Origin of the sequence: Haloquadratum walsbyi C23, assembly GCF_000237865.1 — an archaeon.
GTDB lineage: Archaea > Halobacteriota > Halobacteria > Halobacteriales > Haloferacaceae > Haloquadratum > Haloquadratum walsbyi.
Map to the genome: position 1 here is coordinate 376,717 of NC_017459.1, position 26,944 is coordinate 403,660.

General features: G+C 49.6%; 22 protein-coding genes, 6 pseudogenes and 1 CRISPR repeat array (1 of these 29 cut by a window edge). Of the genes and pseudogenes, 19 read left to right on the forward strand and 9 right to left on the reverse strand.

The window, feature by feature from the left end:
- The first annotated feature begins 2 nt into the window (after positions 1 to 2).
- From HQRW_RS01635 to HQRW_RS01650, 4 genes and pseudogenes are all read left to right on the forward strand, one after another.
- On the forward strand, positions 3 to 695 hold the full coding sequence (locus HQRW_RS01635; RefSeq protein WP_014555200.1) for a hypothetical protein: 693 nt from the start codon (positions 3 to 5) through the stop codon (positions 693 to 695).
- A gap of 127 nt (positions 696 to 822) precedes the next feature.
- A complete protein-coding gene (locus HQRW_RS01640) occupies positions 823 to 2,277 on the forward strand; it encodes an APC family permease (RefSeq protein WP_011570601.1) in 1,455 nt (484 codons plus the stop codon).
- A gap of 59 nt (positions 2,278 to 2,336) precedes the next feature.
- Positions 2,337 to 3,002 (forward strand): annotated as a pseudogene (locus HQRW_RS01645) (potassium channel family protein).
- A 160-nt stretch (positions 3,003 to 3,162) separates the two neighbouring features.
- A complete protein-coding gene (locus HQRW_RS01650) occupies positions 3,163 to 3,930 on the forward strand; it encodes an Lrp/AsnC family transcriptional regulator (RefSeq protein WP_014555202.1) in 768 nt (255 codons plus the stop codon).
- A gap of 63 nt (positions 3,931 to 3,993) precedes the next feature.
- On the opposite strand, the pseudogene tnpA reads toward HQRW_RS01650, so the two are convergent.
- Positions 3,994 to 4,428 (reverse strand): annotated as a pseudogene (gene tnpA, locus HQRW_RS01655) (IS200/IS605 family transposase).
- Between the two features lie 43 nt (positions 4,429 to 4,471).
- Between tnpA and HQRW_RS01660 the strand changes: the two are divergent.
- Positions 4,472 to 4,835: pseudogene (locus tag HQRW_RS01660) on the forward strand (RNA-guided endonuclease TnpB family protein); the annotation flags it as partial.
- A gap of 55 nt (positions 4,836 to 4,890) precedes the next feature.
- On the opposite strand, the gene HQRW_RS16055 reads toward HQRW_RS01660, so the two are convergent.
- Positions 4,891 to 5,103, reverse strand: a complete 213-nt coding sequence (locus HQRW_RS16055; protein ID WP_049891529.1) for a hypothetical protein — start codon at positions 5,101 to 5,103, stop codon at positions 4,891 to 4,893.
- Between HQRW_RS16055 and HQRW_RS16870 the strand changes: the two are divergent.
- Positions 5,038 to 6,006 (forward strand): annotated as a pseudogene (locus HQRW_RS16870) (RNA-guided endonuclease TnpB family protein); the annotation flags it as partial. The gene HQRW_RS16055 and the pseudogene HQRW_RS16870 sit on opposite strands and share 66 nt — an antisense overlap.
- Before the next feature lie 666 nt (positions 6,007 to 6,672).
- Here the strand turns inward: HQRW_RS16870 and HQRW_RS01675 are convergent.
- The gene (locus HQRW_RS01675) at positions 6,673 to 7,113 is read right to left on the reverse strand and encodes an acyl-CoA thioesterase (RefSeq protein ID WP_011570607.1); all 441 of its coding nucleotides are present in this window, start codon (positions 7,111 to 7,113) and stop codon (positions 6,673 to 6,675) included.
- Positions 7,114 to 7,783: 670 nt separating this feature from the next.
- Entirely contained in the window at positions 7,784 to 8,422 is a 639-nt protein-coding gene (locus tag HQRW_RS01685) for a hypothetical protein (protein ID WP_231852385.1), read from the reverse strand.
- Between the two features lie 577 nt (positions 8,423 to 8,999).
- On the opposite strand from HQRW_RS01685, the gene HQRW_RS16670 reads away from it, so the two are divergent.
- Positions 9,000 to 9,122, forward strand: a complete 123-nt coding sequence (locus HQRW_RS16670) for a hypothetical protein (protein ID WP_269448493.1) — start codon at positions 9,000 to 9,002, stop codon at positions 9,120 to 9,122.
- Positions 9,123 to 9,141: 19 nt separating this feature from the next.
- Here the strand turns inward: HQRW_RS16670 and HQRW_RS01690 are convergent, their stop codons facing one another.
- On the reverse strand, positions 9,142 to 10,002 hold the full coding sequence (locus HQRW_RS01690) for a DUF3891 family protein (protein ID WP_077260052.1): 861 nt from the start codon (positions 10,000 to 10,002) through the stop codon (positions 9,142 to 9,144).
- 631 nt (positions 10,003 to 10,633) lie between these two features.
- Here HQRW_RS01690 and trxA point away from each other — a divergent pair.
- From trxA to HQRW_RS16310, 3 genes and pseudogenes are all read left to right on the forward strand, one after another.
- Positions 10,634 to 10,897, forward strand: coding sequence for a thioredoxin (gene trxA / locus HQRW_RS01695; RefSeq protein WP_011570610.1), 264 nt, complete (start codon positions 10,634 to 10,636; stop codon positions 10,895 to 10,897).
- Between the two features lie 349 nt (positions 10,898 to 11,246).
- The gene (locus HQRW_RS14755; protein WP_011570611.1) at positions 11,247 to 11,396 is read left to right on the forward strand and encodes a 50S ribosomal protein L40e; all 150 of its coding nucleotides are present in this window, start codon (positions 11,247 to 11,249) and stop codon (positions 11,394 to 11,396) included.
- Between the two features lie 318 nt (positions 11,397 to 11,714).
- A pseudogene (locus HQRW_RS16310) lies at positions 11,715 to 12,068 on the forward strand (transposase); the annotation flags it as partial.
- A gap of 587 nt (positions 12,069 to 12,655) precedes the next feature.
- Here the strand turns inward: HQRW_RS16310 and HQRW_RS01700 are convergent.
- The gene (locus HQRW_RS01700) at positions 12,656 to 13,492 is read right to left on the reverse strand and encodes a hypothetical protein (RefSeq protein WP_014555207.1); all 837 of its coding nucleotides are present in this window, start codon (positions 13,490 to 13,492) and stop codon (positions 12,656 to 12,658) included.
- Positions 13,493 to 13,836: 344 nt separating this feature from the next.
- On the opposite strand from HQRW_RS01700, the pseudogene HQRW_RS16315 reads away from it, so the two are divergent.
- Positions 13,837 to 13,947: pseudogene (locus HQRW_RS16315) on the forward strand (phosphate signaling complex protein PhoU); the annotation flags it as partial.
- A 431-nt stretch (positions 13,948 to 14,378) separates the two neighbouring features.
- Here the strand turns inward: HQRW_RS16315 and HQRW_RS15985 are convergent.
- The 3 genes from HQRW_RS15985 to csa3 form a co-directional block, all read right to left on the reverse strand.
- Positions 14,379 to 14,654 (reverse strand): hypothetical protein, encoded by a 276-nt coding sequence (locus tag HQRW_RS15985; RefSeq protein ID WP_162470312.1) that lies wholly within the window; start codon positions 14,652 to 14,654, stop codon positions 14,379 to 14,381.
- The gene (locus HQRW_RS01710; protein WP_049891534.1) at positions 14,626 to 14,874 is read right to left on the reverse strand and encodes a hypothetical protein; all 249 of its coding nucleotides are present in this window, start codon (positions 14,872 to 14,874) and stop codon (positions 14,626 to 14,628) included. Before HQRW_RS01710 ends, HQRW_RS15985 begins: the two co-directional genes overlap by 29 nt.
- Before the next feature lie 1,304 nt (positions 14,875 to 16,178).
- Positions 16,179 to 16,886 (reverse strand): CRISPR-associated CARF protein Csa3, encoded by a 708-nt coding sequence (gene csa3, locus HQRW_RS01715; RefSeq protein WP_149031507.1) that lies wholly within the window; start codon positions 16,884 to 16,886, stop codon positions 16,179 to 16,181.
- Between the two features lie 61 nt (positions 16,887 to 16,947).
- Here csa3 and cas6 point away from each other — a divergent pair, with 61 nt between their 5' ends.
- The 8 genes from cas6 to cas2 are packed head-to-tail and all read left to right on the forward strand — an operon-like array spanning position 16,948 to position 26,634.
- On the forward strand, positions 16,948 to 17,814 hold the full coding sequence (gene cas6 / locus HQRW_RS01720) for a CRISPR system precrRNA processing endoribonuclease RAMP protein Cas6 (RefSeq protein WP_014555210.1): 867 nt from the start codon (positions 16,948 to 16,950) through the stop codon (positions 17,812 to 17,814).
- Complete coding sequence (gene cas10d, locus HQRW_RS01725; RefSeq protein WP_014555211.1) at positions 17,811 to 20,864, forward strand: type I-D CRISPR-associated protein Cas10d/Csc3; 3,054 nt, start codon at positions 17,811 to 17,813, stop codon at positions 20,862 to 20,864. The genes cas6 and cas10d overlap by 4 nt, the downstream gene beginning before the upstream one ends.
- Before the next feature lie 2 nt (positions 20,865 to 20,866).
- Complete coding sequence (gene cas7d / locus HQRW_RS01730) at positions 20,867 to 21,856, forward strand: type I-D CRISPR-associated protein Cas7/Csc2 (protein ID WP_014555212.1); 990 nt, start codon at positions 20,867 to 20,869, stop codon at positions 21,854 to 21,856.
- Between the two features lie 10 nt (positions 21,857 to 21,866).
- Positions 21,867 to 22,610, forward strand: coding sequence for a type I-D CRISPR-associated protein Cas5/Csc1 (gene cas5d, locus HQRW_RS01735; RefSeq protein WP_014555213.1), 744 nt, complete (start codon positions 21,867 to 21,869; stop codon positions 22,608 to 22,610).
- The gene (gene cas3, locus HQRW_RS01740) at positions 22,603 to 24,753 is read left to right on the forward strand and encodes a type I-D CRISPR-associated helicase Cas3' (RefSeq protein ID WP_014555214.1); all 2,151 of its coding nucleotides are present in this window, start codon (positions 22,603 to 22,605) and stop codon (positions 24,751 to 24,753) included. Before cas5d ends, cas3 begins: the two co-directional genes overlap by 8 nt.
- Positions 24,750 to 25,367, forward strand: coding sequence for a CRISPR-associated protein Cas4 (gene cas4, locus HQRW_RS01745; RefSeq protein WP_014555215.1), 618 nt, complete (start codon positions 24,750 to 24,752; stop codon positions 25,365 to 25,367). Before cas3 ends, cas4 begins: the two co-directional genes overlap by 4 nt.
- Entirely contained in the window at positions 25,364 to 26,359 is a 996-nt protein-coding gene (gene cas1, locus HQRW_RS01750; protein WP_014555216.1) for a CRISPR-associated endonuclease Cas1, read from the forward strand. Before cas4 ends, cas1 begins: the two co-directional genes overlap by 4 nt.
- Before the next feature lie 2 nt (positions 26,360 to 26,361).
- A complete protein-coding gene (cas2, locus tag HQRW_RS01755; RefSeq protein WP_014555217.1) occupies positions 26,362 to 26,634 on the forward strand; it encodes a CRISPR-associated endonuclease Cas2 in 273 nt (90 codons plus the stop codon).
- Positions 26,635 to 26,749: 115 nt separating this feature from the next.
- Positions 26,750 to 26,944: a CRISPR direct-repeat array (repeat unit 37 nt; unit sequence GTTGCAACGAAGAGAAAACCCGCTAAGGGATTGAAAC); it runs 2,905 nt beyond the window's last position.

The following is a 26,944-nucleotide window of genomic DNA, read 5'->3' on the forward strand; positions in this document are numbered from 1 at the left end:
TCATGAGTTATAAAGTTCTCATTACATTCGATCTGCCCGACGCTGACGCATTCCCATCGGTGCTCATTGAGGCGCTCACAGCGACAGAGGTAGTCGCACTCGGACATTACAAACTGCCAGAGCAGACTCCGCCGGGAGCAGCACGCAATCAGCTCGAAACAGATACTTGTAAGACGCTCACTGACCTCATTCGCCCATTTCACAACGCAGATATCCCTGTTCAGACACGACTCGTGTTCAGCAGCGCTCGGGAGAAGGCAATTGACCGTGTCGCTCGTCAGGACGACTGTGACGCGATTCTGAGCACAGGTGAAGTGAATTCGCTTGACCGACTATTCGTCGCGCTCGGAGACGGACCGGAGTTTGACCGAATCGTTTCATTTGTTGCTGATTTATTGGCTGCAGTCGACGCGTCGGTCATACTATTCCACACCCGTGAGGAGACGCTCACGAATGCCACGGACCAACTTGTCAAAAGAGGCGTTGATTCTAATCGAGTCTACCAGCAAGTATCAGGAGGCGACAATGTCAGACAGCGTGTCGTTGAATTGAAGGACAAATGTGATCTTCTCGTCATAGGTGAAGGGACCCCAGATCCCCTCAATAAGACTCCAGTTCTTGAAACCGCCTCGACTAAGATGCCCCTCAATACGAACGACCCTGCATTCATTATCCGGAGTCCTACCCAATCATGATCTCGGCTGGCACAGGCACATTCGATACATATCCTGGACATTCTGAGCTCTGTGGTCTTGTCATACATCTCACTGCAGTCCTCAAAAATGATATTTGGACCGACATGTTGCACCGACGAGGCATATAATGGGATCGGAACAAGACACTCGATCACCAGCCGCAAGCCTTGGACTGCTGGATGCGACAATGGTTGGTATTGGTGCGATGATCGGTGCGGGGATTTTCGTTCTGACCGGGCTCGCAGCCAGAATTGCCGGTCCTGCAGCGCTTCTTGTGTTCGTTCTGAACGGCGGCGTTACCCTCTTTACCGCGTTATCGTACGCCGAGTTGGCGAGCGCAATCCCAAAAAATGGTGGCGGATATGCGTACATTCGTGAGACGTTTTCCGCACCCATTGCGTTTGTGATGGGCTGGACCCGATGGTTCACGTATATGGCTGCCGGCGCACTGTACGCACTTGGATTCTCCTCGAACTTTATCGAGTTTATCCATCTTTACTGGGGCGGTCTGCCGGCAGGACCAATCTGGCAGGTCGGTTACGCATTGCTCGCGGTTGTTTCATTCGTGATGCTGAACGCACTCTCTACGGAAGCCAGCGGTGGCGCAGAGACGCTTGTGACGCTGGTCAAAATCGGGATTCTCATCGTGTTCATCTTCTTCGGTATCAGTGCTGTCTCGTCAGCGACGTTTTTCGGAATTGATCCGGGGGCTGCTCCGACAGTGTCTGATTTCTTCTCGAAGGGCGCCACAAAAGTTCTCCCGGCAATGGGATTGACGTTTATTGCGTTTCAGGGATATGATCTTATTGCGACGGTCACCGAAGAGGTCGAGAACCCAAAGAAGAACATTCCACGAGCCATCTTCATCAGTCTCGGCGTCACGGTCTTAATATATCTCTTAGTCGTCGGCGTTGCAGTCGGGACACTAGGGGCTCCTCGACTCGGCAGCGCAAAGGAAAAAGCCGTCGTTGAAGCGGCGATTAGCTTCATGCCTGACGTTGCATTCTTTGGAGCCTCAATCGGGGCTGCGCTTATTGCATTCGGTGCTGTCTTCTCAACAATCAGTGCGCTCAATGCTGTTGTCATCGGTTCAAGTCGTGTGGCGTACGCGATGGGGCGAGAAGGTCAATTGCCCGAACGGCTCGGAAATATCCATCATAAATACGGAACGCCGTATTCGGCGTTAATGGCGAGCGCGGCAATCATGCTTGTTGCGACTATCGTTGCTCCAATTAGTCTTGTCGGCAATCTTGCGAGTTTATTCTCACTACTTGGATTTATTGTAGTGAATCTCGCGGTAATTAAGCTTCGACGAGATCAGCCGAATCTGAATCGACCATTCGAGATTCCGTTCTATCCCGCACCGCCGATTCTCGGTTGTGTGCTCAATTTAGTCCTTGCTATATTCATTTCATGGGTAACATGGGCTGTCGCAGTCGGGTGGTTACTGGTTGGAGCAGTTATCTACGTTGGGCTTAACTCAGAGCGGACTCGTACTGTGCTTTCGAATACTCAATCGACAGATGCAGAGACTACCCCTATCGAGGACTCAACGATGAGCGAGACAGTCGAAGAGGATTGAATAATTAGCATAATGATACAAATACATACTATCAGCACATACGGACTTCAGACTCATTCATGAGCAAAGATCTTCAGATCGTTATTGTCGGTGGCGGCCGCGTCGGGTACCATACAGCACAGCGATTGAGCAACCGTGGTCATGACCTTGTCATCATTGAGCAGGACAGTGACCGCGTCCAGTTTCTGAGCGATTAGTACATCGCCTCCGTAATCCATGGAGACGGTGGTCGTCCAAGTGTACTCAGAGAGGCGCAATTGGAGCGGAGCGACGTCATTGCAGCGCTAACGAGTCACGGTGCAATGACGAACGTCGGAATCTGTATGACCGCACAACGAATCGCCGCCGATATCAAAACAGTCGCCCGAATCGACCATGGCGAGCATGAGGAGTTCGAACAGATCGTCGATGCTGTTGTCTATCCTGAAGAACTGGCTGCTCACACGGCTGCCAACGATATTATCGATGTCAGCGGCGGTGGGGTTCGAACAATCGAGGAGGTCACAGACCGGCTGGAGCTTATCGAGATAGAGATCGCCGAACGAGCACCAGCAGCCGGGAAGTCACTGGATGCTGTCTCCTTCCCGCAAGGAGCAGTTATCATAGCCGAGCAGCATACAGGCGCGTTCCCAGGACCAGACATGATACTTGAACCCGGCATCCAATACATCCTGGCAGTCCAACCGGATGTGACTGATGAGGTCGTTCGACTCCTCCGAGGGTAGAGGTAGCCTGCTTGCGATTCACCCACTCGTCAGACTCACTGTCGCTGCCAGCGCTGCCTCCGGCGACTCTCTCAAACCGAATGCACGCTCTCAAATCAACTGTAAGTCGAACGAGCATGGTATCACAACGTCTTTGCCCAAATAACCGATAAATAAGATCGTGACCTATCGACCCGACGAGATCGATCGGCGGATCCTCTATTATCTTGGGGCGAACGCAAGAGACACGTCCGCACCAATGATTGCCGAAGAGGTAGATGTCACCCCAGCAACAGTCCGTAATCGTATCAGTCAGCTGGAAGAAAGTGGAATTATCCGTGGCTATCACACCGATATCAATTATGAGCAGTCAAACGGAAAGGTAACCACACAATTCACCTGCACCGCTCCCGTCGGAAAGCGATCGACGTTTGCCGACAAAGCAGCAGCAACCCCAGGAATCATTCATGTGCGGGAACTCCTCGCTGGACAGGATAATCTTGTAATCACCGCTGTCGGCGAGGATACAAATGATATCAATCGTATCGCTCACCAGTTATCGGCTGCCGGATTGAGTATCCAGCGTGAGGATATCGTTATTGATGAGACATTTCAACCGTATCATCGATTCGCTCCTGAGGAGGATCGTGCTCCATCTGCGGTTACTGATTTCCAAGCTGTCGCAGGTGGCGGTGAGCTTGTTGAATTCACCGTTTCAGAAACCGCTGGTATTGCTGGAATGACCCTTGCAGACGCTCACCGCGAAGGACTACTACCAGAGAAAGTCCTCGTCGTGGGGATTGAGCGTGATGGATCTCATATCACGCCGAATAGTGATGCAGAGATTGAGCCGGGGGACCTAGTCTCAGTGTTTTCACCTGAGGCGCTTCCGGAACAACTTGTCACTGCTTTCGACAGCGATACACGATCCGCTTCCGAGCAGGTCTAAAGGAAACAGCGAGAGTTCCACGGGTCACCTCATCTGACCCGTGGGTGAATCGCGTACACTCGCCTAATGGTCCGTCTCCTTCTCCTTCTCCTTCTCCTCGATGTATCGACGAACCACGTCCTCGGAAACTCCACCTGTCGTCCCGACATCGTAGCCATCCTTCCACAGGCCACTTCCGCAAAAATACCGCTGTTTGATTTCCGGGTGACCTTTCAGAATCGTTCTGCCCGAGTAGCCTGTGAACTGCTTGGCAATCTCGGCAGGACTCCATTTCGAGTCAGCCTCCACGAACAACTGAACGTGGTCAGGAGCAATCTCCACTTCCACTTCCACTTCCACTTCCACAATCTCGTGACCGAACCGTTCAGCAGTCCCTTCGAACAACTCCGCAAGTTCGTCTCGAACTCACTCCAGCATCCCCTGGCGGTACTTCCGACACCACACGAAGTGATACTTACACAAACTAATCGAATCTGCATGACTTCTGTACTCTTCTATTCTAATCTTTACTTTTATTATCACTTAATTCAATAATTAAATTATGGGTATTGAAGAAGTCACGAAGACCGCACGTACCCGACTCTGCATAGAGTCTGGTGAGCGGTCGTGGCTCAAAGATGCCCGTTACACCGCACGAGACATCGCCAACGATACACTCCAACTCAAACAACAAGGCTACAACAAAACCGAGATTCAACGCGAGGTTGACCGTGATGGATTTCTTCGGAACAACAAGTGTGCAGTCGTCAGGAAAGCCCTGCAAGCGTGGGACTCTTACAAAAGACTCCTCGAGTGGTGGGACGACCAAGACGATACCCACGTCGGGAAACCGTCGCCACCAGCCACAGACAAGAAAGGAGCATACCCGCTCGTCATGGCACACACCGAAGGCTATTGATACTGTTGGCTATAACTACGTGGAGATTTCCGACACCCCGGGTGCCGAAATCCTTCGCGTGACTATAGCCAACAGTATGACTCACCGACACCGACACCGACACCGACACCGACACCGACACCGACACCGACACCGACACCGACACCGACACCGACACCGACACCGACACCGACACCGACACCGACGAAGACGAAGACGAAGACGAAGACGAAGACGAAGACGACCGCGTTCAGTTCCGTGTGAGTCCGAAACCATACAAGAAGGTGAAAGGACATCTTCGAGGACGACCGGAAGACCTCAACTTCATAGAGTCCGCCTTAACAAAAGATGAGTGGTCGTTGGGACAGGCCGAACTTCTGTACCGAGATGGGGTGTACTACCTACACGTCACGGTTAAAACAGAGGTAGAAGTGCCTGAATCCGAAGACGCTGACACACTTGTCGGCGTCGATATTAACGAGCGCAACATCGCTCTCACCGCTGTTAATCGCGAGACGATGGATACGGATACGCTCGGAACACTCGTGCTGGACTACGGCTCTGTGAAAGCCGAACGCCAACGCTACCACACCATCACGAAACGCTGTCAAGAACACGGTCAACACTCCATCCACAATCAACTCGGTGTGAAAGAAGAGCGCTACACCGAGTGGATTCTTCACCGAATGTCCCGAGTCGTGGTGGAGTTCGCCCAACAGTTTTTGAACCCAGTCATCGTGTTCGAGGACCTGAGCGAGATTCGAGACGCCATCAACTACGGCACGTAGATGAACCGTCGGTCGCACAAACTGCCGTTCCACAAGTTCGAGCAACAGGTTCGCTACAAAGCGACATGGAACCAGATTCCGTGTGAGATAGTTGAGTCGCCGTACAATTCGAAGTCGTGCTCGAGTTGTGGTTCGAGTCATCGGGGATATCGTCAGGGTCGGCGGTTCCGGTGTAGGAATGATTCGTGTGAGGTTCAGCAAGACCATGCTGATCGGAACGCAAGTGTAAACGTGGCGTGGAGAGCGTGGGCGTGGGCGAAACATGCTGGCGTAGATGTTGACTCGGGTAATTACCGGACTCGCAAAACCCAACCGTTTGTTCGGAAGGTGAGCCTGTCTGGGTCGGGGCGTTCTGTAAACCGCCCATCCTCATCCCGTGAAATCGCTTCGCGTGGAGTGCTTACGACGTAGGCTGAGGGAATGAGAAAAGCCAGGGGTCACCCGACCCGTGGTCGTTTACGCTGATACTCTGAGAAATGTGATCCGCTCCAGGTTTCGGGGTGACTCGATTCAATCCAACTTAGCTCACCTCTACTGCAGTCAACTGTGAGTTCTAACGAATATGACTCAAAGAGTATTGTCCTTGCAATATACAATTTGATACATGAACATATACACGGATTTACACGCTGACACTCTATCAGCTAGACCGTCATCAGACCGAAAGCCTCGGAAACAGGCTCAATCCGGTATCCAAACATACGTGTATCACGGTAATGGGATTTCGGATTCAATATAAACGATGACTGTCTCTCCCAGACGAGTGTCATACTGGAGAGAAGCCCCACTCCGGCAGAAAATTATCCATGTAGGGTCCGCTGACTGTTCGCATACTAATAAAACGTCAATCAACACTCATCAGTATCCTGTTTGCTGTCGTAGACTGAATTGTCAGTAATGACGAATTGAGGAATATTTCGAATAAAACCGAGAATTGATCCGTCCATATCAAATAAAATACTTTTAAATGGGACGCATGTCTCCGATCGTCAGAGGGTTGTCACTACTCCGTAATGGGTATTGCTCTCGTTTTCGCTACAGTTTATATCAATGAAATTCGCATCGCCAATCAACACCTCAGCAGGGGACAGTCTCGACAAGATGCTCACCACGGTCAGTTTGCGGGACGATCGATGGGAGCGCAACCGAGTCATTGTCATCTTCGTTCTCGTTAACTGCGACCATCGTGAAACAGGCTGATGTCGCTGGCATGGCTTCTGTATCGCGCGGATTACGACTCTCGACGGTGACTCGAACTCCAAGACTTCTGTTGCCGGTCTCATACACATATGCCGACAGTTTCGCAACGTCACCGACGGGGATTGGATGCTGGAAGTCAACGCTCCCAATGTGAGCTGTGACGCAAGTTGTCCCCGCGATAGTCATCGCCGCAATTGCTGCTAATTCGTCCATTAACCGAACCGTCTCTCCACCATGTATATTTCCATCGTTGTTCGCTTGGTCCGGCTGGATCCGTTCTGTCGATTCTACGTATGAATCAAGCACTGAAACTGCCACATATTATCAAGCGGGTTGGAAGTAATGAATTCAGGGATGATGTTACCTAATACGGACACTACTGGTAAATACAGTCCACTCAACCGATTTGTATCACGATTCAGAAACTTTCTCGTAGTGCTGGTTCCAGGTGGGACGTACTCGCTAAATGCGACAGTTGCCCTGTCGTCGCCCACAACCTCCCCGGCATGAGCTGACTCGCTCGCAGATCAAAACCTGATGACGACTTGTGACAGTGGATCGATACCCATACCGGAAGTCGGAATCGTGTCCAATTGATTACTACTGTCTATCCGAGTGACGCGCTCGATGTCACCATCACCCGGTATGACCCGAAATCGACCACCATTCTACTCTGTAATGTGGTCGATAACGACGATGTCAAAATATTAGATGCTGACTTTGGACTGAAATATAATCTGGGTTTGATTACTCACTTCGACATGAATGGTATCTCGACAGTTCATGCTGTTATCGAATGAGGACATATCACTGGATGGTGCTCAAATATGGATACGTTAGATGGACCCAAACTCTCGGATACTTATTTCACCTATCTGCCGGTGAATTATGATAAGATTGCTCGTGTGAGTATGGGAGATGCAAGGCTAAAATTTCATTCTTCAGGGCGGGGAGGATATCAACTAATGCAGATACAGCATACAATATCCTACGCCTCATAATCGCCTCTCACGAGACAATAATTTGTTATGTCTAGTGTCTTTACCCCGCCCATTTCTTTCATTTCGGTCTTATGATCAATCATAAGAACTGTCTCATTATCTGTGGGACTATTATCATCTATCCGTTTTACTTTGAGTATCTGTTCATTTCCGCACTTTGGGCATGAGTCCATCTGACTCACCCGAGGATGATTATCACTACGTGTGACATGTGCTGTGAGGGCATCTTTCGTCTCAAATCCATCACCGCACACATTGCAGATATATGTGCTTGCGATATTATCTGAATCGGACTTGACAGTATCATTCATCTTAATTTCCTCCATATTGGTATGTCTGTCCGCTGAATCGGCGCTGTAAATCACCGTTCCGTGAATAGCAGTGCCACTGTCTCCTTTCGGCACTTTCACACGCTGGTTGGTCTCGGTCAAGATACCATATTGGACCATTGTTTTCAATACATCATGCACTGTCCGGGTTGACGCATCAACGGCATTGTCCACCTCACGTTTGGTGAATCCATCGATGGTTTCCCCACGCAACGGTTTAACAACGCGCTCAATATCACCATTTTTGAATTGATGGACTGTTTTCCATACGCGGTCTCGCATCGTGTCTTTACCCATGTAAAATACACAGTAGGTCAGCTGACTTCAGGTCTATGCAAGATACATAGTGAGTCGGACAACGCGAACGAACTCTCCCACAGATTCGGAATTTCATCGGACATCGAGGCGGATACTCCGAGGCTCGACCCCGGAGAGGAAGCTGACGGTCAACTGAGTTGCAACATATCTATTACTAATAATCCCCCATAATTCGGTAGTGACTGGCGGTCACGAGTGTTGTCAGTAATGGGCTGCCAGTCAACCAGCCCCAAAGTCGGGGTCGCTGACTCGTGAACGCCTGCAACTCGATAGAGACTAATATCCAGCCTCACTCGGATATGACGCGACGAGACTACCGATAAGCCTCGGGGCTTGACACCGAGGTCGTTGACATGCAATCCATCTACAGTTCTTACAGCGCTTAGTAGATACGCGTCATCAGTCGAATGTTTCTCCGAAGCCCTTGGTATACTAGGACACGATAGACCACGCGCTGGTCCGACGGAAATTCACATCGAGTATCACACTATACGCGTCGTGAATGACGTCATGCGCATCTCGGTCGACCGATTCCACGTCGAGGACCACGACTATCATGAACGACCTCTGGGCTGAGGAGATATTTGCCCGCCTATATACCCATCGACTTGGGGTACAAAGCTATCGCTGGCATGACAATCTGATGCGGCATCATCTCTCTAGCTACGCTGGTATTTGACTTCAATAAGGTCGAGGTATCAGGAATGTATTCGAAACTCGACTTCGTCCGTGTTCAAAAAGTATTCGCGTGCAACTGCTGAGGTCTCTCCTGATTTGACCGTTTGCTCAGAGACTGTTCGTCCAGTTACTGAGACGAGTAATGGGTCGGTTTGAAACGGGTAGGGAACAATTCGATATGTGTTCGCCGTTTCTGAGTGGATTGAAATGGTGATATCAGTGCTCGTTGAGACCGGAACATTCTCGATTGATGTCTCTCCTGTTGGATTGGTCGTTGCACACAGTATGTGGGATAGTGTATCCCATATTTGGAGTAATTTATAATTACACCAGAGTTGTCCCTCATATTGTTCTGGATTATGAGCGTCCTCCTGAAGTTGTTTGAGCGTTGTTCTATCCTTGGAGCTCATGTTAAAACCGTCTTGCTCTGATATCTGCTCCATCAACTGGCGTTGACGCTTCTGTTCTCTTTGAATAAATCCATCAAATTCTGAACGTGGATTACTCCATTCCGGGGTAAGCCCATATCGTCTATTCTGTAATCCGACCCCATGTAATGACACCACTAACCCTGCATAGGGATCGATAGCGGCAATTGCATCTATCCCTTGCTCATACATATCAATCCACGTTTGTGGTGATAGCTCATGAAAATTGACTGGCGTGGGATTCCCTGTTTTCTTATCACTTTTGAGACGTGGTTGCTGATCGAACTCCTGCCATCCAATATCATGCAGAAATGCCGCTGTAACTAGTGAGCCCTTTGGATCTAATGACTCAAAGTCATCATTACCCCAACGCATGGCGCATCTCCCCGCTATTTTGCTGTGTTCATGTTGGGTAATAAACCGGTACCCGCTGGATGACTCTGTAATAATCATATATGGATGTAAATAATATACTCTGTATCAATCCTATACACTCTGTGGGTTTCACTTTGCTATTCTCTCAATATTCCTGAATGTTTACTGCATTGTTCACAATCTGGTTCATCGTTATATTTACATAGCTCATGCATGCACAAACCCAATTTACCTGAATTGAGGCGCTAAGGCTTTTTGCTTAAGCGCGAGCGGCCGGGCGAGCGGTAGGGTGAAGTAGTTTACACGATTGAATTCACGTCTTTCTCCAGACATGAACACGGCTTGTGTGTATATGATAGTCGGTCGTTTCACAGTCAGCATCGGATTAAGATAGTTAATTCATGTTTGAGGGTTTCTGATGAGTCTAATATATTAGCAGTGGTTAATTGATGATATGGTGGAACTTCACCCTCTGCTACATCCACATCAAGTCTCTCTACACCCCTCATCCGTCTGTATGCGTAGACGTTTCGAGTCATAGGCAAAACTCCCTGTCAGTGGAGCATTTTGCTTGGTATGATTGCGCAATACTTGTCATCTCTTCTCTGAGAGAGAGAAAAAGAACTGTCAATAATATGTGATTCAAAGGTGAACATTGGCAATGTGAAAACGTTTATCAGATGAACATGGTTACTGCTAGTTGAATACGATGACTGTCAAGTTACTTGATTTCTATGCTGACTGGTGTGGTCCATGTAAAACGCAGGATCCAATTCTTGATGAACTTGAATCCGATTACAATGAAGTTGCATTCGAAAAAATAGACGTTGATAGTAAACAAGATATTGCGAATCAATATGAGGTTCGTTCACTCCCAACAGTTGTGATAGAGAATGATGACGGGGTTGTTGACCGATTTATTGGGGTTACTCAACGTGAAGACATTGAGACGGCAATCCAGCAAGCACTCTGAGAGTGAGTACCTTTCTATCAGTTGATGATTATTGTTTGTCCCATCTTCATAGACGTGATTATCACACCTTCGTTACTATACCAGTAAGCGAACTCTGAATGATAGTCACTTCATTCAATATCAGTATATAATACAGCCCTTACAGGCTGACTCAACGTTGCCCTCCACGAGGGTCAAATTACCAACTCAGTGAGTGGGTGTTATGGGACAGTTTACGTTCACATTTATAAGAAATTTTCATTAGTATGATCAGTGACACAGTTGCACACGTTCGACAATCACAGAGACGCAGCGAAAATAAAACGGGATACCTCGCAACTGTTATACACATGTATAGGATATCATGGGTATGGCAAGGAATGAAGCTGCAATAAAACGAACGCTCGAAAAGCAAATTTGTATGCGCTGTAATGCACGGAATCCACAACGTGCGAGTGAATGTCGTAAATGTGGGTATAGCAATCTCCGTCCAAAGTCAAAAGAACGAAGAGCTGCGTAAGCGCCCTAATGATATCGATGTAAGTCTAGATAATATCAATAGCCTAAATTTATTAGACGCTGTGAATTACTCACTCATAGTGATTAGTGCGAGTCTTTACCGCCGTGATTATTCGTGTCGGTGATAGGAGACGCTGAACCCGCGTTATTCGACACCGCCGGTGAAACTATTCGAACTAATCACTATCACTACCTCCAGACTACTCACTGTGAGAAATATCACTTATTCGCTCTTTCCAAAGTAAATTGTCGGTCGGGCAGATCTTGCGCTACGAGAGCGTGGCAGGTAAGGGTAACACGGACGCGTCACCTGAATGTAATGTTCCCATTTGAATTGCTGAGTTCGGAGGCGAGCGCCGCGAAGCCGCTGTAGCAGGCTTGCTGGCGTGAGGGACTTTGTTGCCCGCGCTACCAGTCTGGGTCAGTGATCAGACATCAAACATGGCAGCTATCGAGAGTATCAAGGGTATCTCTGTAAGGATCGCAACCAGACGCTCAATCACAATACCGGCACAATCTTCGAACACTCTACAATCCCGCTCAGGATGTGGTATCTCGCCATCTATATATATATATCCGGCAGAACACAAGCATTCAACAGCTCGACGCTGAACCCGCCGTTTCACACAAGACTGTCTACCGGCGCGTTCGATGCTTCCCGCGGGCGCTGGACACATCATAATTGGGTACAGAAAGCCGGTCTACAGTCGGTCAACGGCAAGAACCCGAATCACATTGCTGCCGGCAAGACTGTGATTTAATTCAACGATCATCGGTTTTGGCTGTACGCTGTGGTCGATCCTGACTCGAACAAATTCTTCCACGTGAGGCTGTGTTTGACCAGAAGAACCGTCCTGAAAGGCGATTTCTGTAGGGACTCCAGGAGAAAACACGACGTCGCCGACTGCGGATACGTGTTCGCTGTGCACATGTCAACCGAAAGCCTGCGTAGCGTATCGATTGGATTCAGAGTATCTGTTCCAATCGTTCGTTCGCATCTAAAATACCTCCAGAACTCGGATCATACAGTCCGATACCAGGGTATAGTGTATCGTATTCGGACGGGAGCACCACCAACTTTCTTCAGGGCATACGACGAAATGAAAGCGAGCGGTACGGCTCTTTGCTATTACTATGAGGGATATATTTCTCTAACGAATCGGCTACCGGAGGTGGATGCGCTCGCCAATTAAATGAAGAAGACACCAATCACGCCGGTTAGCCCAAATGACGGGGTCTCGGCCATCTGCGGATCGTGACCTACTGACTACCGTTTTCGCTGTCGTTCGTTGCATCAACTATCGATCCCGTGTTCGCCTCAAATCCCCGCTCGAAGTGATTGTCCGCGCGAGCAGCGGGGAGCCATGCAGGCGGTACGACGCCGCTCGCTGACCGGGATGTGACGCTATACTGGAACCGCTTGGGCTCGCCCGCCTGACCGTATAGGAGTTGAGCCTCTCGGACGACCCCATCCTCGTCGACAGTCAGGTACCCTCGAACGTCAGTCGCGTTTCGGACGGCGACATCGGTGATTGCGTATCGGATGCGGCGTTCACCAGTGTTCTCGGTGACCTGGATCACTCGAAACTCGCCGATCGTCAGAATCCTGGAGACCACCGCCCACATCGAGTCGGCCGCGCGGAACCGGGTCTCGCCGACCGAGCCGTTCGTCATCTTGAAAGCGATCCGCCCGTTCCGCCCGCTACGGCTGTGTCGAACGTTCGACTCGACGTAAACGTCGTTCTGACTGACGTCGGCGTACCCGTTGTGCACGTCGAGACGGAACCGGGCCCGCGTCGCGCCCGCTTCGTATTGGTAGTCGGCGTACGCGCCGGGACGGAACCGTTCGAGAGCAACCCCGGACACCGGCTCCGTCCGGAGGAACGTGATCGATAGCCTGCGAGCCGTCGCGATATCGATCTCAGACCGGGAGAACCCCTCCGGGAACTCGGCGTCGGCGAGCGTCTCATCGGAGATAGCTGTCGAGTTCAACGCCGGACTTGTCGTCGGGGTGGGGTCATCAGGGGCGACGTACCCATACCCCGCGAGAGCGAGGAGACACGCGACCGCGATCGCGGCGAAGACCCTCCAAGACACGTCATTTTTTCGTGGTCACCGGGTAATGAAGTTGTTGACGACCCGCGCTGTAATCGCTCCCGCCGACGTTTCATTTATTTGTCCCCCGATAGGGGGCCGAATCGGAAACTGAGTTATCGAGGCGGCAATCCGACTGACCCATCTTCAATCCCCGCTCGGTCTGTCGGTCGCGATACCCTCCGTGCCTTCTGATAACCTCGTCGACGTGACCCCAGGCGACCGGCGGTTGACCGCCGAGAGCGCGACGTCGAGATGTTCAAGCCGCTCGTCGACCCAATCGTCATAGCCCGGACCGACTCCGGATCCTCACCCGTCCAGTCGGCGACGCCGTCGATGGCGACGCTGAGATAGAGACGTATTTGAGGTTAGAGGACCGCCGGGTCAACCTGTTCGCACTCCACCAACCGGTCGCTGGTGACCTCCGGCTTGCCACCGCCTCGTTCAAGATCATTACAACCTCGAACGGGTCGATATCTCAAGTCCCCGATGCCAGCGAAGCATCATAGTCTGACCTACTATTTCAATTGTAGTGAGATTGATTAACTGCTTGACCAACCGGAATAGCACGAGACGTACGCAGATCGCATCAACGACCTGCTGAGGGACCGCGACTTTACCTCGCGTGCCGAGCAACCGCAGTTTCTAGACCCGCATGGCTTTCTCGCGAGCTACAACTTCACTTATATCGATAAGGCAAGCATGGCGGCCGGCGTTGAGGTCCGGGTACTACTAGCCACACACTACATCACCGAGGAGTACTTCGGCTAGCCGCTCACAAAAAAGATGATCGACGGTCTGGAGACACCGCTGAAATCAGTCGCTCGAGATGTCTTGATCGATGAATACGTCGACTACCGAAAGGAGGGCTTTGGCTTTCCTATCGAGATCAGACGATACTCGACTCCGAACAGATATGGAGGAACTTCAGGAGATGACTGATGACGAGCGCATCCAGCGGTTGTTCGACGTCGAAACAATCAATAGTCTCGTTAACGACCGCTACCAGGAGCGAGCGCAGAACGCGATAAAACTCTGGAAACTCTACACGCTGTGTCTCTGGATAGAAGAGTCCGACGTGACCATCTCGGGGCGAGCGTAACCGGTCGTCGTGGACAGGTTCGGAAACATCATCCTCAGTCCAACAGGTCGCTGGTATTGACATCGATGGCTTGATTCTCCCGAATGGACCGTTGCACCTCGAACGAAAGCAGTGAACCCCAGAGTAGTTCGCCCGCCGGGAACGGGAATGGGTCGCCTTCTCGTGCGTAGTCAACCAGCGTCTCGAACTGCTGATTGTGACCTTTCTTTTGATAGTGATTAGTGCAAGTCTTTACCGCCGTGATTATCCGTGTCGGTGATTGGAGCCGCTGAATCCGCGTCATTCGACACCGTCGGTGAAACTATTCGAACTAATCACTATGAGACAGCGGAACGATGCGGTCGTTCTTGTAATTCTCGACCGTGTGTATATATTCCCCAGTGAACGCCTCGGCGTACTCGCTTGACGTCGAAGGATCGCACAGTGTACAAGATGGTGCTAACCGAACCGTTCTTAAATGAGACAGTCACCGTGAGGTTGTCCTCTGTATCATGGGCACTGTCGCCGGAAATAGGCTGTGCGTGGACCTGCTGGAGGACGGCATTAGTGAGAAACTGGGGGTAATCGAGGAAATGACACAGTCCGGTGACGAATTATCCGCAAACTTGGTCAAGAAGCATTGAAACAGATTGTCCGAGAAGTTCTCTGACTCATCAACAATGTACTTCATAAGAGCGTTGTTCATTAGACTACAGAAGTATAAATATCGCCGCAGCCGTTCTTGAGACACTCTATCTCAGATCGATATCACATGCATGAGTCCACACGTTCGTCGCGCCACAACTATTGGCTCATTGAAATCTATGTCATACTGATCCATTAAACACTAAAACAAAACGGCGATTCTCACACGCTGGACTCCTCCAGATTATACAAAATCAAGGAAAATACTTGATCCGTCGGCATCAGGATCAGTCCGATAACCCCTCTACAGTCTGTCACCAATACCATGATCCGATATCCTCCGATTTCAAACCGAATATTTATCATAGAGATGAATCTGGGTGGTTATACAGCCGTTTTGAGTACTCAGAGTCCACCGCAACACCAAGTGAAAATCAAAGTCTTCAAAAACAATCAGGTCGTGGAACCGCTGGACCGCCACGGGTGGTTGGCAAGCAAACTCTGGAATGTTCTCAGATAGTGTTTGCGAGTCTGTGAAACGTAGTTTTATGATACTGTCAACTACTACTCCAGAAAATCTGGAGTGAGACGGGCGAAATTCCCAATCAGGTCGATTTCCAGGATATCCAGCCGATCTCAAGGATGTTGGAATCGAGCATACTCCGATCTAATCACCAACAATTCCTCACCCAAGAGACGTGGATACTCAATAGCCCATTCCTAGAGGTTTTTTTCGCTCCAACAGATCCGGTTCTTACGAACTGCTTTTTATCGAGATGCTCCAGCTGTTCACTGTTTGGATCAACGGAGAACATCATTACGTCACCTATTTTTGTAAGAGATGGAGTAATCTCTCCGTCATTACGTATGTCAGATCTATCGTTTGCGGGGGTAGCTCACTACGAGATCTTTATTTGGGAGACAAGAGCCACAAGAACAATGTAGGAGATCTTTCAACCTGTATCAAACTACTGCAATGCAAAGTCGTCCTGACAATGTAATCGACACATGTTTATTCCGTTCCTTAATCCAAGAAGTGACATACCCTGCATCCTCTAGTGAACTAACGTGTCTAGTAATTGTACTTTTAACAGCTTCCAGATTATCTGATAATTCAGGTAATGTTACTGATGAATTAGCATCAGCAACTACTCGGAGTGTCTCTAAAGCCCCCTTCGATGGCATAGTAGAAACAGATGGTAGTCCGAACTCACGAACCTGACCATCAATATCGCTGTATCCAAGCGTGGTCGTTATCGCTGCTTCGTGAGCCATCGTCGCTACCGTCAGCGGTAACAGCACATCTCGCGCACCACCGCTAAGACTCACAACGACTTCTCCATCCGCTGTTCTGAGGAGATTGCTGCAGGTCATCACAGCGTCTTCGAAATCATTATGAGGTATTGATTCAGTATGCACAACAATTTTCGGTTCGATTTCCTGCAATAGTCTTTTTACATCTTCAACAGCCTCAGTCGCTCGATTATCATTAGTTTCAGTGGCCGGACGAATCAGTTGCACTGTATCCTCGCTGTCAATTCCGTGCTCAAGCAGGCTCCGAGTCACGCTGGTCGTGTTGAAGCCGATAGGTGAGATGAACGTCTGCATAATCGGCTGCTTGTCGCTGCCAACATTTAGTGTTGCAGTATCCTGCAATTGTGGTATATACATTTCTGATTTGATAAGTCGCTACATTTAACATTATTGGCTGTAAGAATTGGATAACTTCGCTATGGAAACACAGTCGGAATCAACTAGCCGCCTACGTCGGATCGAACTGACGCTCCGCGTTGACGAGCGGTTCGACGTGCCACAATCGGACGGTTACTCGGTGTACAGCGCGCTGTTGGCTCTCCTCCAATCGGCCGACGATGAGGTGAGCCAGCGGGTACATGACTCCGAGATTGGCAGCCTGCATACCAGTGGGCTCCGTGGTCCCTTCGGCGACGGCGAGCGGTCGTATCACAAACAAATACTCCCCAACAAAGAGTACACACTCTCGCTAGGGGTCACCGATCCCAACGACGAAGCGATATTTGAGGCCCTCGTTTCCGGGCTGGTGTTCGCCGACGAACCGTTGGAACTGACACACGGTCAGCTCCAGGTCGAATCCTTCGAGAGCGAGAACACCTTTCACGAGACACTGCTCACGGAGACCAACAAACTCGACGATCCGACTATCGAGATGACTTTCCAGACGGCGACCTGTATCGAGGAGGCCGGCTCGGTAACGACAATGTTCCCGACGCGGGGAGCCGTCTTCGGCAGCCTGCTCGGGAAGTGGAACAATACGGCTCCAGATGAGCTGGCACTCGATGTCGGTCGGGATACACTGATCGAGTCGGTGATCGAGAAACCCCACGCCCGAAGTTACGATACCCACAGCGTGTTGGTCAATCGCGTCGACGATCCTGATGGTGGGACACAACCTCTATTTAGGCAGGGGTTCTCGGGGACGTGCGCATACGCGTTTAAGAATGCTAGTGAATCAGTTATGAACGCGGTGACGGCTCTCGCGCTGTTCGCTGAGTATTCCGGTGTTGGGAGTGCTGTGGCTCGGGGCTGTGGACAGGTGAGTACAGACGTAAACAAACAATGACAAATAATAATAAACAGATCAAGTTGGATGAAGTTGAATCAGAAGAAGAGTCTCATGTTGAGGGAGTCAATTCCTTTTCATCGGCTCTCATCGAAGATCCAGAAAAGGAATTTGGAAGTGACTCCGATTCAGAGTCCGCGGAAGCGGAACTAGATCACATCTTAACCGAGTATATTTCAGAGATCGATCCACGGCTTGTGGAAGCTGGCTGGTCGTTCCTCCCAAACAAGAGCGTCGAATATGGGAAAGTCGATCAGTCGATGGTTAACCATACTCGAAATCTGGTGTACTTTTTACATCAACTCGGTCGGCAGGTGCAGAATACGAACCTGCCTCCAATTACATCAAAAAAGCTCCGCCATCTTGTCGCACTTGCAGTCACTCACGATTATCACAAACTTCGGGAGGAAGACAAGAATCCAGACAAACGGTTTGATATCGAAATCGACGAGCTTGAGTCGTTTATTGATAAAATTGGGCTGACCGATTTTAGTGCTATTCCAAATGATCCCGACTCAGCACTCACAATGCGAACGTTCCGTTCATGTGCCGTCGATCATCATGACACTGAAAACGCCAATTCGACTCGTGTGACGACGACATGGCGAGAGTATCGACCATTAATCCGTCTAGCCGACTCAATGGCTTCTTCGACAACACCGGAGGCAGCAGCGGATGCTCGCGTCCAAGATCGATTCCATGAAGCATACCCCAGCGGAAGCGTTGAACTCGCATACCACCAAACCGACCATGTCAGTGGTATTTTCACGAATTTGCTGAACAAAACGGTAAGTGAGTATTTGCGAGAGGAGCACGAGTATCAACTGCTGACAATGTATCAGGATGGCTGTGTATACCTTGCACCAGCCGAGCAAGATCAATTAGAGATTGACGAAGAAACCGTTGCTGCGATCACCTCACGATTGGGAGACAGCATCAGAGATTCTCACCCGTCATACGATGATGTTGATCAACTACAATCAAACTTTTCGATTGTCGGGGCGCAGGGACTCTACAGTCTGAACGAGCCTGATTTCTTCTATGCTGGTAGCAGGACAATGTTACAGGCAGTTGTTCGAAAGGGAATTACCGATGGCGACGCAGATACCGGTGCCACAGACGCTGCTACAGAGTCGATGAAACTATTAGAGGCCGAACTGGGTAGTGAATTCGAAAAAACTGAACAACAGTACGGTCTCGGTCGTTTTGTAAACACAATAAAAAGCTGGTTTGTTGACCCACTGCTCCCCAGTCATCGAACTACAAACGATCTGATTCGCACCACTGTCTCTGTATTTGATCTTTCAGATGAGCTATCAGAGAATCTGATTGCTCTTTCTGAGGACATCGACTCAGAACTTACCGGTGGCGGTAAATGGGAGTACTCTTATGCAATCGCACAAAGGCTTCTTGATCGACATGGAACCGGCCCGGTAATTCCTACCGTTGAAAAAGAAATCGTTTCGACACTGTCGGAGGGGCTGACCGAACTCGTTGGTGACGATACCGATTGGCAGACTCAGATTCAGAACGAACACGCAGGGAACATGTCGACAGAAGTTCAGTCATTCATCGGTGAAAACCTTCGTATCGGCGGTGGTAATCTCATTCTCACAAATGCAACAGTTGACACCTACGACGAGTATGTAAAATCATCGCGAGGGAAGACCTGTACACTGTGCAGTCGTGGCGTCGCAGCGGGTGGAAATCTTGGTCCGATGAAGTCGAAGCAATCCCTGACGACATTACAGGGGGGATTCTCGAACAGAGAAATGGTTGGCGGAATGAAGCGTGATAAACTCCTGCTGTGTTCGACCTGTCGAATCGAATTTTCGTTGCGTGAAACGGCAGCATCAAGACGGGACAACGGACGACTATTCTTCCATTTAGTACCAGATTACTTCTATACACCCTACTCTTGGCGGCTCTATTCCCGTTTGGTCAATCGATTCACTGGTGAAAACCGGGTTCGACTGGGACGACTTGCTGAACGGGTGTTCGACATAGATTCGTTTGAAGAGTTTACTGGTATAATGAACGAACTAACACAACCGGAAGGAAACGGGAGAACGATGATCGAATCACTCTCTCGACAGTTCGACCGTAATCAACAGTTCGGAGCACAAACAATCGGTTACTTCAAGAACCCGGACAACGATACTGAATTCCAGTTTTTCAGTGCGTTTCTGGCTCTCACCGTGAGTGCCTACACTGGGATGCGAGTATATCTGAGTTCGTCCCCAGTGCCAGAAATGCGCTCTCGTGATTTTCCGGAGTTCGCAAAGATCGGGAGCGGGTTTACACAGGTGACTAGCTTCTACGGTGAGACCATTTCGCTCACCCACCTACGTCCAGTGCTCCAGTCAGCGGCTGCCATGGTGAAGCTCGGCTACGCAATCCAAGGCAACGATCGTAACGACTCTCTGTTTGCTAAATACCTCCGGACGACACGAAACGAGCTATTACCGGGGTCATATCTCCTCAAGCGCGCTGTCCAGACCTCAGATGAGGGGCCATATATACCGGCTCTGATGAGATATGCAGTCGTGCTTGATCAGCAAAATTCAATCAGACAATCCAATTCACAAATGAGTGACACACCACATAATCGAATCACAACACTCGCGAATCTCGCATACGATGCAATTCGACCCGCAAGCGGACATGGTCGGAAACCACATCGCGTCGAACGTGTCTTCCGTGAGAGTGTCAAGGCGGTCTCGAAGACAGGAAAGCAACTTGATCGAGAGGACTACAGAATGTGTGTTTCCGGTCGGCTTCAGAAGATGATTGACCGGCAAGCTGGCAATGCAGTCTATCCGGTTAGCGCTGAGGATTCAGACGCCGGGACACCACTTCAGGAGCGTATCGAGGGATACGCGACGTACTTCGTTGATAAAATCCTCTACGGAATCGCAAACGGACGTCCATCACAATTGAAACGACTCGAAAATAACCTTGCAGACGGTTTCTTCGGTGCGACACTTCGAGCCGAAGCGGACTACTACGACGAAGATAACGCTGAAAAACAGACAGCAGATCAAGCCTGACAATGATTCCAGACAATATCACAAACGCACTCGCAGATGGTACCGTTCCAGTCGATAGTATGACTAACACACCTGGAACAAACTATACGACACTTCTGGTACTTCGGGAATTAGAGAGTCACGCCGTTTTTACAACGAATGGACAGGATGCAGACATCACCTCACTGCCTATCATTGACGGAGATGAAAGTATTGAGTACTCTCCCGGTCTAATGTTTATGCGGAAACAAACCGGTAGTGATCGGCGGACTGGGAAAGCGATTCAGCGGGAACTACTGGAATACGAGCGAAGCGATTCTATGGATGTTAACGATATGAATCCCCAATCTGTTGAATCGGCACTCTACGGCAGTGCAGCCAGTGGGGACGATGATGTCGATATTGGTGTTACGTCGAGAGTGATGTACGATACTGCGTTCACTGTCCGTGATGCAAGTGCGTGCATTGACGAGAAATTCCAGAACGCACCAGGTGAAGGATACGCTAAAGGATCAACTGCGAATATTCGGGAACCGGATTTTTTTGAGCCAGGAACGTTGTTCCCATGCACTATTACCCTTCGAGACGCGACACCTGCTGAGGTGGCGTTCGTCACTGCGATTACGAGCCGAAATAAACGGTATGGGGCAGCAACGACTCGGCTCGGTCGGGTGAACAATCGTGTACTCGGTCTCTATACTGGTTCAGAGGAAGGCTGTTCGAACCGAGAACTCACAGCCGAGACGATTGTTTCGTTTGCCAGTGAGGGTGACCGAACACTTGGTGATATCGTCCAAGCTCCGGTGCTAAATGCTGATCAAGCAGCGACATTCGTCCGGGAGGCTTACGACGCAGCATGTGCGGAGGAAATCGCACAGGCTCCCGTCGATGATAAGATTCTTAATGAGATACTAACACTAACAGGCGACGAAGAACTCCAAACTGTGCTTGAAACGCAACAACCACACTCACAAACGTTCATTGACGACGCAATCGCGGCAGACGAAAATTAATTCCCAAATCATGGAGGTACTCGAAGCAACCCTGACAACACACGGGAAAGTTGGATTTGCATCCCGAGAAGTCGGTCGGATGGCTGACACCGACCCGTATATCCTCAACACCGCACTGCACTATGCACTCAATCTCGCAGGGGGTAACTACGTAGATGTCATGCACCAGCCAACATACATAGAGGATACAGCTAACATCGTAAACGAGGTGTATGTGACACCAGCGGTGCCAGTTGCAATCAAGACAGAATCGATCCGAACAGAATATCTAACTACTAACCGGAACGCAAGAACAGATACCTATGCAACCCCAAACTATCCGGCTGAGGACGATCCCACAGGGAAGGCTAATCAGAACCTGCCGACGTTTGAACGCGAACGAGCCTTGGCACCAGGAAATCATTTCCGGTTCTATATATTTCCGTATGGTCGGACAGCCGAGTCGGTCAAAGAGACGCTTCCATCTTATATCCGACTGGGCAAAAAGCGTGGAAAAGGCCACGTTCGATATCGCATCGTCAATGCTGAGCGAAACTCTGGACAGTTTTCATTGGGTCATCCATTAAGCATTTACGATCATGAAGCAAAGCCACTCGGCGGTGTCATGATGCGTCAAATGCAACCTACACCACTCTGGTTTGAGGGTGAATTCAAATCTGAGCACTACGCGATAGAGTCTCCAGCGGGTTCCACTGAACGCGTGTGCTACCCGGCAGATGCCAAATTTCTGGCAACAAAACGTGACGATGTCTGAATTACCCCGATCAAGTATTCGATTGAAAGGACTCGCATTGCGGGAATATTCCAGTAGTTCGTATCCGGTCAATGACATTCTGCCTCATCGTCATCAGTGGGCACTACATGATGCCCTGACAAATGATGTCCCAGGAGCCTTTGTGAATGACGCACCAACCGGTGCGGGAAAGACGCTTTCTTGGCTTGCACCGACGGTTTCAGAAGGCTTAGACACGGTTACGGTGTATCCAACGAACGCACTGATCGAAGATCAACGCGAAAATATTGAGTCACTGCTAAGTAATATAGATGGTGGTGATGACGTTCATTTATTGCCAATCTCAAGTGAAATACTCCAAGACGAGCATGCAACGGAGTATGACGTAGATTCGAACGGTAAAGTACTCTCGTACCTCTTACGAGATGCGTTCCAGCGTCCTGAGACAGTAATTCTGCTCACAAATCCGGATATATTCGTTCTATTACGACGTGAAATATATTACAAACGAATTGATGGTATCAACCTTTTTGAAGTCGCTGTAGTCGATGAGTTTCACCGAGCGACACGGAAGGAACAAAATACACTCCTATTTTTATTAGATGAAATGCAGGAGGCTGATACTGAAATATGTCGGTTATCATATCTTATATTCCTCAGTGCGACGCCTGATGAGAAGCTAGCTGAACGGTTCGATAAAGCAGTCTCCACATCTTATTATCCACTCACGGATTTTGGATGGCGTGATACACCACACCCAGCAATAACTGAGGACGATAACCCAGTTATCGCGTTTTCACCTGGGCAGCTACCGACCGCGTACCGTCCAGTGTTACCACCAGTTGAACTCCAATTACACCCAGCCGCGACCTTTCAGACTGCGACATGCCTATCTGAGGAACAAGAGGAAACTGTTGACCGCTTCTCGCAGGGACGAACTGTTCTGATGCTGGACGGGATACATGAGGTCGACGAGGTATACCGATTACTACAAGATTCTGAACTCGATACTATCGAACGAATTGACGGGTTTCATTCCAAGGACATCGTAGATAAACTTGATCGATTCGATACACTTATCAGCAATTCAGCAGTCGAAGTTGGCGTCGATTTCGATACTGATCAAGTGCTGTTCTCAGCACACAGTGCCGCATCATTCTTTCAACGACTCGGTCGTCTTCGCACACGTGAAGAGACATCTAATGCTTATGCGTACATTCCATCCCACGTATATAACGAACTCCAGCAGGAGATCAAGGAATTTGACACTGAGTGGATCAACCGAAATAGGTTTGAACAGTTGGTAAAACAACACTATATTGATAATTCGACACCAGAATCGTTTGACTGGCGGTACTCGGCTGTCGAAGCATACCATCACGTTGAAAATCGTGTCGAGAACGCGCCTTCAGATGAGACTGTATCGATCCGTAAAGAGGGCTGGAAACGGATTGACCGGCACTTTTTCAGACTGCACGGCTCTGTCATTTCAAAACAAGATCTGAGTCGGTGTCATGAGGCAGTCCAAACAAAAATCCTTGATAAGTTACAGATGTACCGCGGTGAAAGCCTCCAACTATTAGTCTATGATCCGGACCAACGAGTTGTACAGAATTATAACATGACGTATTTATTACGACATGGAAATCTCCGATTACTAGGGCGAGATGAATTTCTCACACGGGTTCCGGATCATCTTGAAGAGGATGTGTTACGAGTTGAACGCTACAGCATTGGATACTGCATCTACTACGGAACCTACGACAGCGATAGCAGCGGCGATGATGGAGAGTATACCGGACGTGAGCTATATTTCAAACCAACTGGTGAGCTATATTCATTATTGAGCGAAGGACAAAGACAAACCCGAGAGCCCAAAGTGTCCACCGGACTCGAAGTAGAAACATCACCAGATATCGATGGATTAGGTCAACTAAAGATCAATCTCAGTGAAACTGAACTCCTCTGTTACCCGATTGAAGGACACGTCAATGAAATATCAAAACAATACCCAATTGGTAAATTCGGATTTGTCTACCCACTATTGAACCCAGAAGGGGACCCGGCCGCAATCGCATTCAGTCACGATGCCCTTTATTTGTATTGCCGGGTGCAAGATCAGCAGGAATCTGATGTACTCAATACTGAGGTGGATGAGCTGTGAAACCAGTAACTTCCATCGCAGACCACGATGAGCTTGTGCATGTGAGTGCGCTGAACGAGTATCTTTATTGCCCGCGACGTTTCTACTACCAGCGATATCATGATGAGATGGGGACACCATATGAACTACTTGATGGAAGGAGCAAACATGAAAATGCTGCTCACCGAGGCGGCTGGATCAGCGAGCGATACCTGTGTGATACGTCACTCGGTCTCCATGGAAAAATTGATGTCATTGAATCTGAAGATGGTGTCCTAACACCGATCGAGCGGAAGCGGGCTGAAAGCGGGGGATACTACACTAATGATGAAATCCAGTTAGCTGGCTACTGTATGCTGTTATCTCATGTAATAAATGAGCCCGTTAATTTCGGATACATATATCTATATTCTACAGATCAGCGACATTCAATCAGAATAACTGAGGATCACCGTCAGGCAGTCAATAAAATCGTGGAGCAGATCCAATCCATGTCGGCGAAAAACATCCCACCGCTCACCGACAACCCCTCGAAATGTGAGGCCTGTTCCGCCCGCGAGTACTGCATGCCTGAGGAAACCGCGATGCTCGAACCCGAGAAAGCACGCGGGACGGGTTGGGAGGGCGAGATATGAAAGCCACCGAAGGGATGTTCAACGAGTCGGTCGTCTACGTCACCAAACAGGGTACGCAAGTCCGCACCGACGGCGGTCGCATCGTTGTCTGGGACGTTGACGGCGACGAGGGCGAGCTCGCCTCCTTCCCGACCGAGAAGCTGGATACAATCAATGTCTTCGGCGGCGTCAACTTCTCAACACCGTTCGTCGCCGAGGCGAACAAACATGGGATCATCCTCAATTACTTCACTGAGAACGGGAAGTATCGCGGCAGCTTCGTGCCCGAAAAGAACACTATCGCCGAGGTACGACGAGCACAGTACGCGCTTGGGACGACCGCAGAGGTCGACATTGCCGCTGCGATGATTGCCGGGAAGATTCGAAATGCTCGGACGCTGCTCTCACGAAAGGGCGTTTATGGGACAGACATGCTCAAAGATCTTGGCTTGCGGGCGACAACCGTTGCGACGAAAGATGACCTCCGTGGCGTCGAGGGCGAAGCAGGCGGGCGATATTTCAGCCAACTTAACGAGACGCTGACCGACGGCTGGACGTTTGAAAAACGGACCAAGCGACCACCAGAGGATCACATCAACTCACTGCTTTCGCTGACCTACGTGTTCATGAAAAACGAAGTGTTGAGCGCGTTACGACAGTATAACCTCGATCCGTTCCTCGGTGTTCTGCATGTCGACCGTCACGGTCGACCGTCACTTGCTCTTGATCTACAGGAAGAGTTCCGACCGATCTTTTGTGACGCGTTCGTCACTCGGCTGGTGAACCGCGGTGTCATAACGCACGACCAGTTCACCAAAGACAACCATCTGGGTGACGACGCGTTCAAAACCTACTGCTCAAAATTTGATGAGTTCATGCAGGAGGAGTTCACGCACCCATATTTTGAGTACACTGTCACACGGCGGAAGTCGATTCGCCAGCAGGCGATCCTGTTGCGGAAAGCAATCACTGGTGAGTTGGACGAGTATCATGCCCTGACCTTCTCAAAATAATCATGCGCTTAGCAATTACATACGACGTCAGCGACGACGGGAATCGGCGGCAGGTGTATCAAACGCTCCAACGATATGGAGCATGGCGACAATTCAGTGTTTTTGAAGTCGATATTACCAAAGCCGAGCGTGTTGAGCTTGAAAACGAGCTGGAAGCCAAAATCGAACCCAATGACGGTGATCGCGTTCGGATCTATCGGTTGTGTAAGGCCTGTCAGGACAAGACGACCAATCTTGGTATGGAACCACCTGATGAGCAATCGAACGTGCTCTAGATTAGACTACTTCAACCCTTATTAAATGACTGTACAGCCACAGTCAACGTAATAGGGGTATGATTTTGACTCCTGAGAAAGCTTTTTGAGTATTATACCCGTATTTTAACCCCCTGTTGCAACGAAGAGAAAACCCGCTAAGGGATTGAAACCCTTCTAATTTGGTGCACCGTTGAGACAGTGACATCGTTGCAACGAAGAGAAAACCCGCTAAGGGATTGAAACAAACCGAGTGACTGCCAGGCGTCTCCTGCCTGCCGGTTGCAACGAAGAGAAAACCCGCTAAGGGATTGAAACGGGATTGAAGTAG

Bases quoted from the DNA above. Each gene is read 5' to 3' on its own strand.
- HQRW_RS01685 (WP_231852385.1), bottom strand. From the start codon at position 8,422: ATGGGTAAAGACACGATGCGAGACCGCGTATGGAAAACAGTCCATCAA.
- cas2 (WP_014555217.1), top strand. From the start codon at position 26,362: ATGCGCTTAGCAATTACATACGACGTCAGCGACGACGGGAATCGGCGG.
- cas5d (WP_014555213.1), top strand. From the start codon at position 21,867: ATGGAGGTACTCGAAGCAACCCTGACAACACACGGGAAAGTTGGATTT.
- HQRW_RS01690 (WP_077260052.1), bottom strand. From the start codon at position 10,002: ATGATTATTACAGAGTCATCCAGCGGGTACCGGTTTATTACCCAACAT.
- HQRW_RS16670 (WP_269448493.1), top strand. From the start codon at position 9,000: ATGAACGACCTCTGGGCTGAGGAGATATTTGCCCGCCTATATACCCAT.
- cas3 (WP_014555214.1), top strand. From the start codon at position 22,603: ATGTCTGAATTACCCCGATCAAGTATTCGATTGAAAGGACTCGCATTG.
- HQRW_RS14755 (WP_011570611.1), top strand. From the start codon at position 11,247: ATGGCAAGGAATGAAGCTGCAATAAAACGAACGCTCGAAAAGCAAATT.
- cas7d (WP_014555212.1), top strand. From the start codon at position 20,867: ATGATTCCAGACAATATCACAAACGCACTCGCAGATGGTACCGTTCCA.
- HQRW_RS01710 (WP_049891534.1), bottom strand. From the start codon at position 14,874: ATGACGCGGATTCAGCGGCTCCAATCACCGACACGGATAATCACGGCG.
- csa3 (WP_149031507.1), bottom strand. From the start codon at position 16,886: ATGTATATACCACAATTGCAGGATACTGCAACACTAAATGTTGGCAGC.
- HQRW_RS15985 (WP_162470312.1), bottom strand. From the start codon at position 14,654: ATGTCAATACCAGCGACCTGTTGGACTGAGGATGATGTTTCCGAACCT.
- HQRW_RS16055 (WP_049891529.1), bottom strand. From the start codon at position 5,103: ATGTCCTTTCACCTTCTTGTATGGTTTCGGACTCACACGGAACTGAAC.
- HQRW_RS01635 (WP_014555200.1), top strand. From the start codon at position 3: ATGAGTTATAAAGTTCTCATTACATTCGATCTGCCCGACGCTGACGCA.
- HQRW_RS01640 (WP_011570601.1), top strand. From the start codon at position 823: ATGGGATCGGAACAAGACACTCGATCACCAGCCGCAAGCCTTGGACTG.
- cas6 (WP_014555210.1), top strand. From the start codon at position 16,948: ATGGAAACACAGTCGGAATCAACTAGCCGCCTACGTCGGATCGAACTG.
- cas1 (WP_014555216.1), top strand. From the start codon at position 25,364: ATGAAAGCCACCGAAGGGATGTTCAACGAGTCGGTCGTCTACGTCACC.
- cas10d (WP_014555211.1), top strand. From the start codon at position 17,811: ATGACAAATAATAATAAACAGATCAAGTTGGATGAAGTTGAATCAGAA.
- trxA (WP_011570610.1), top strand. From the start codon at position 10,634: ATGACTGTCAAGTTACTTGATTTCTATGCTGACTGGTGTGGTCCATGT.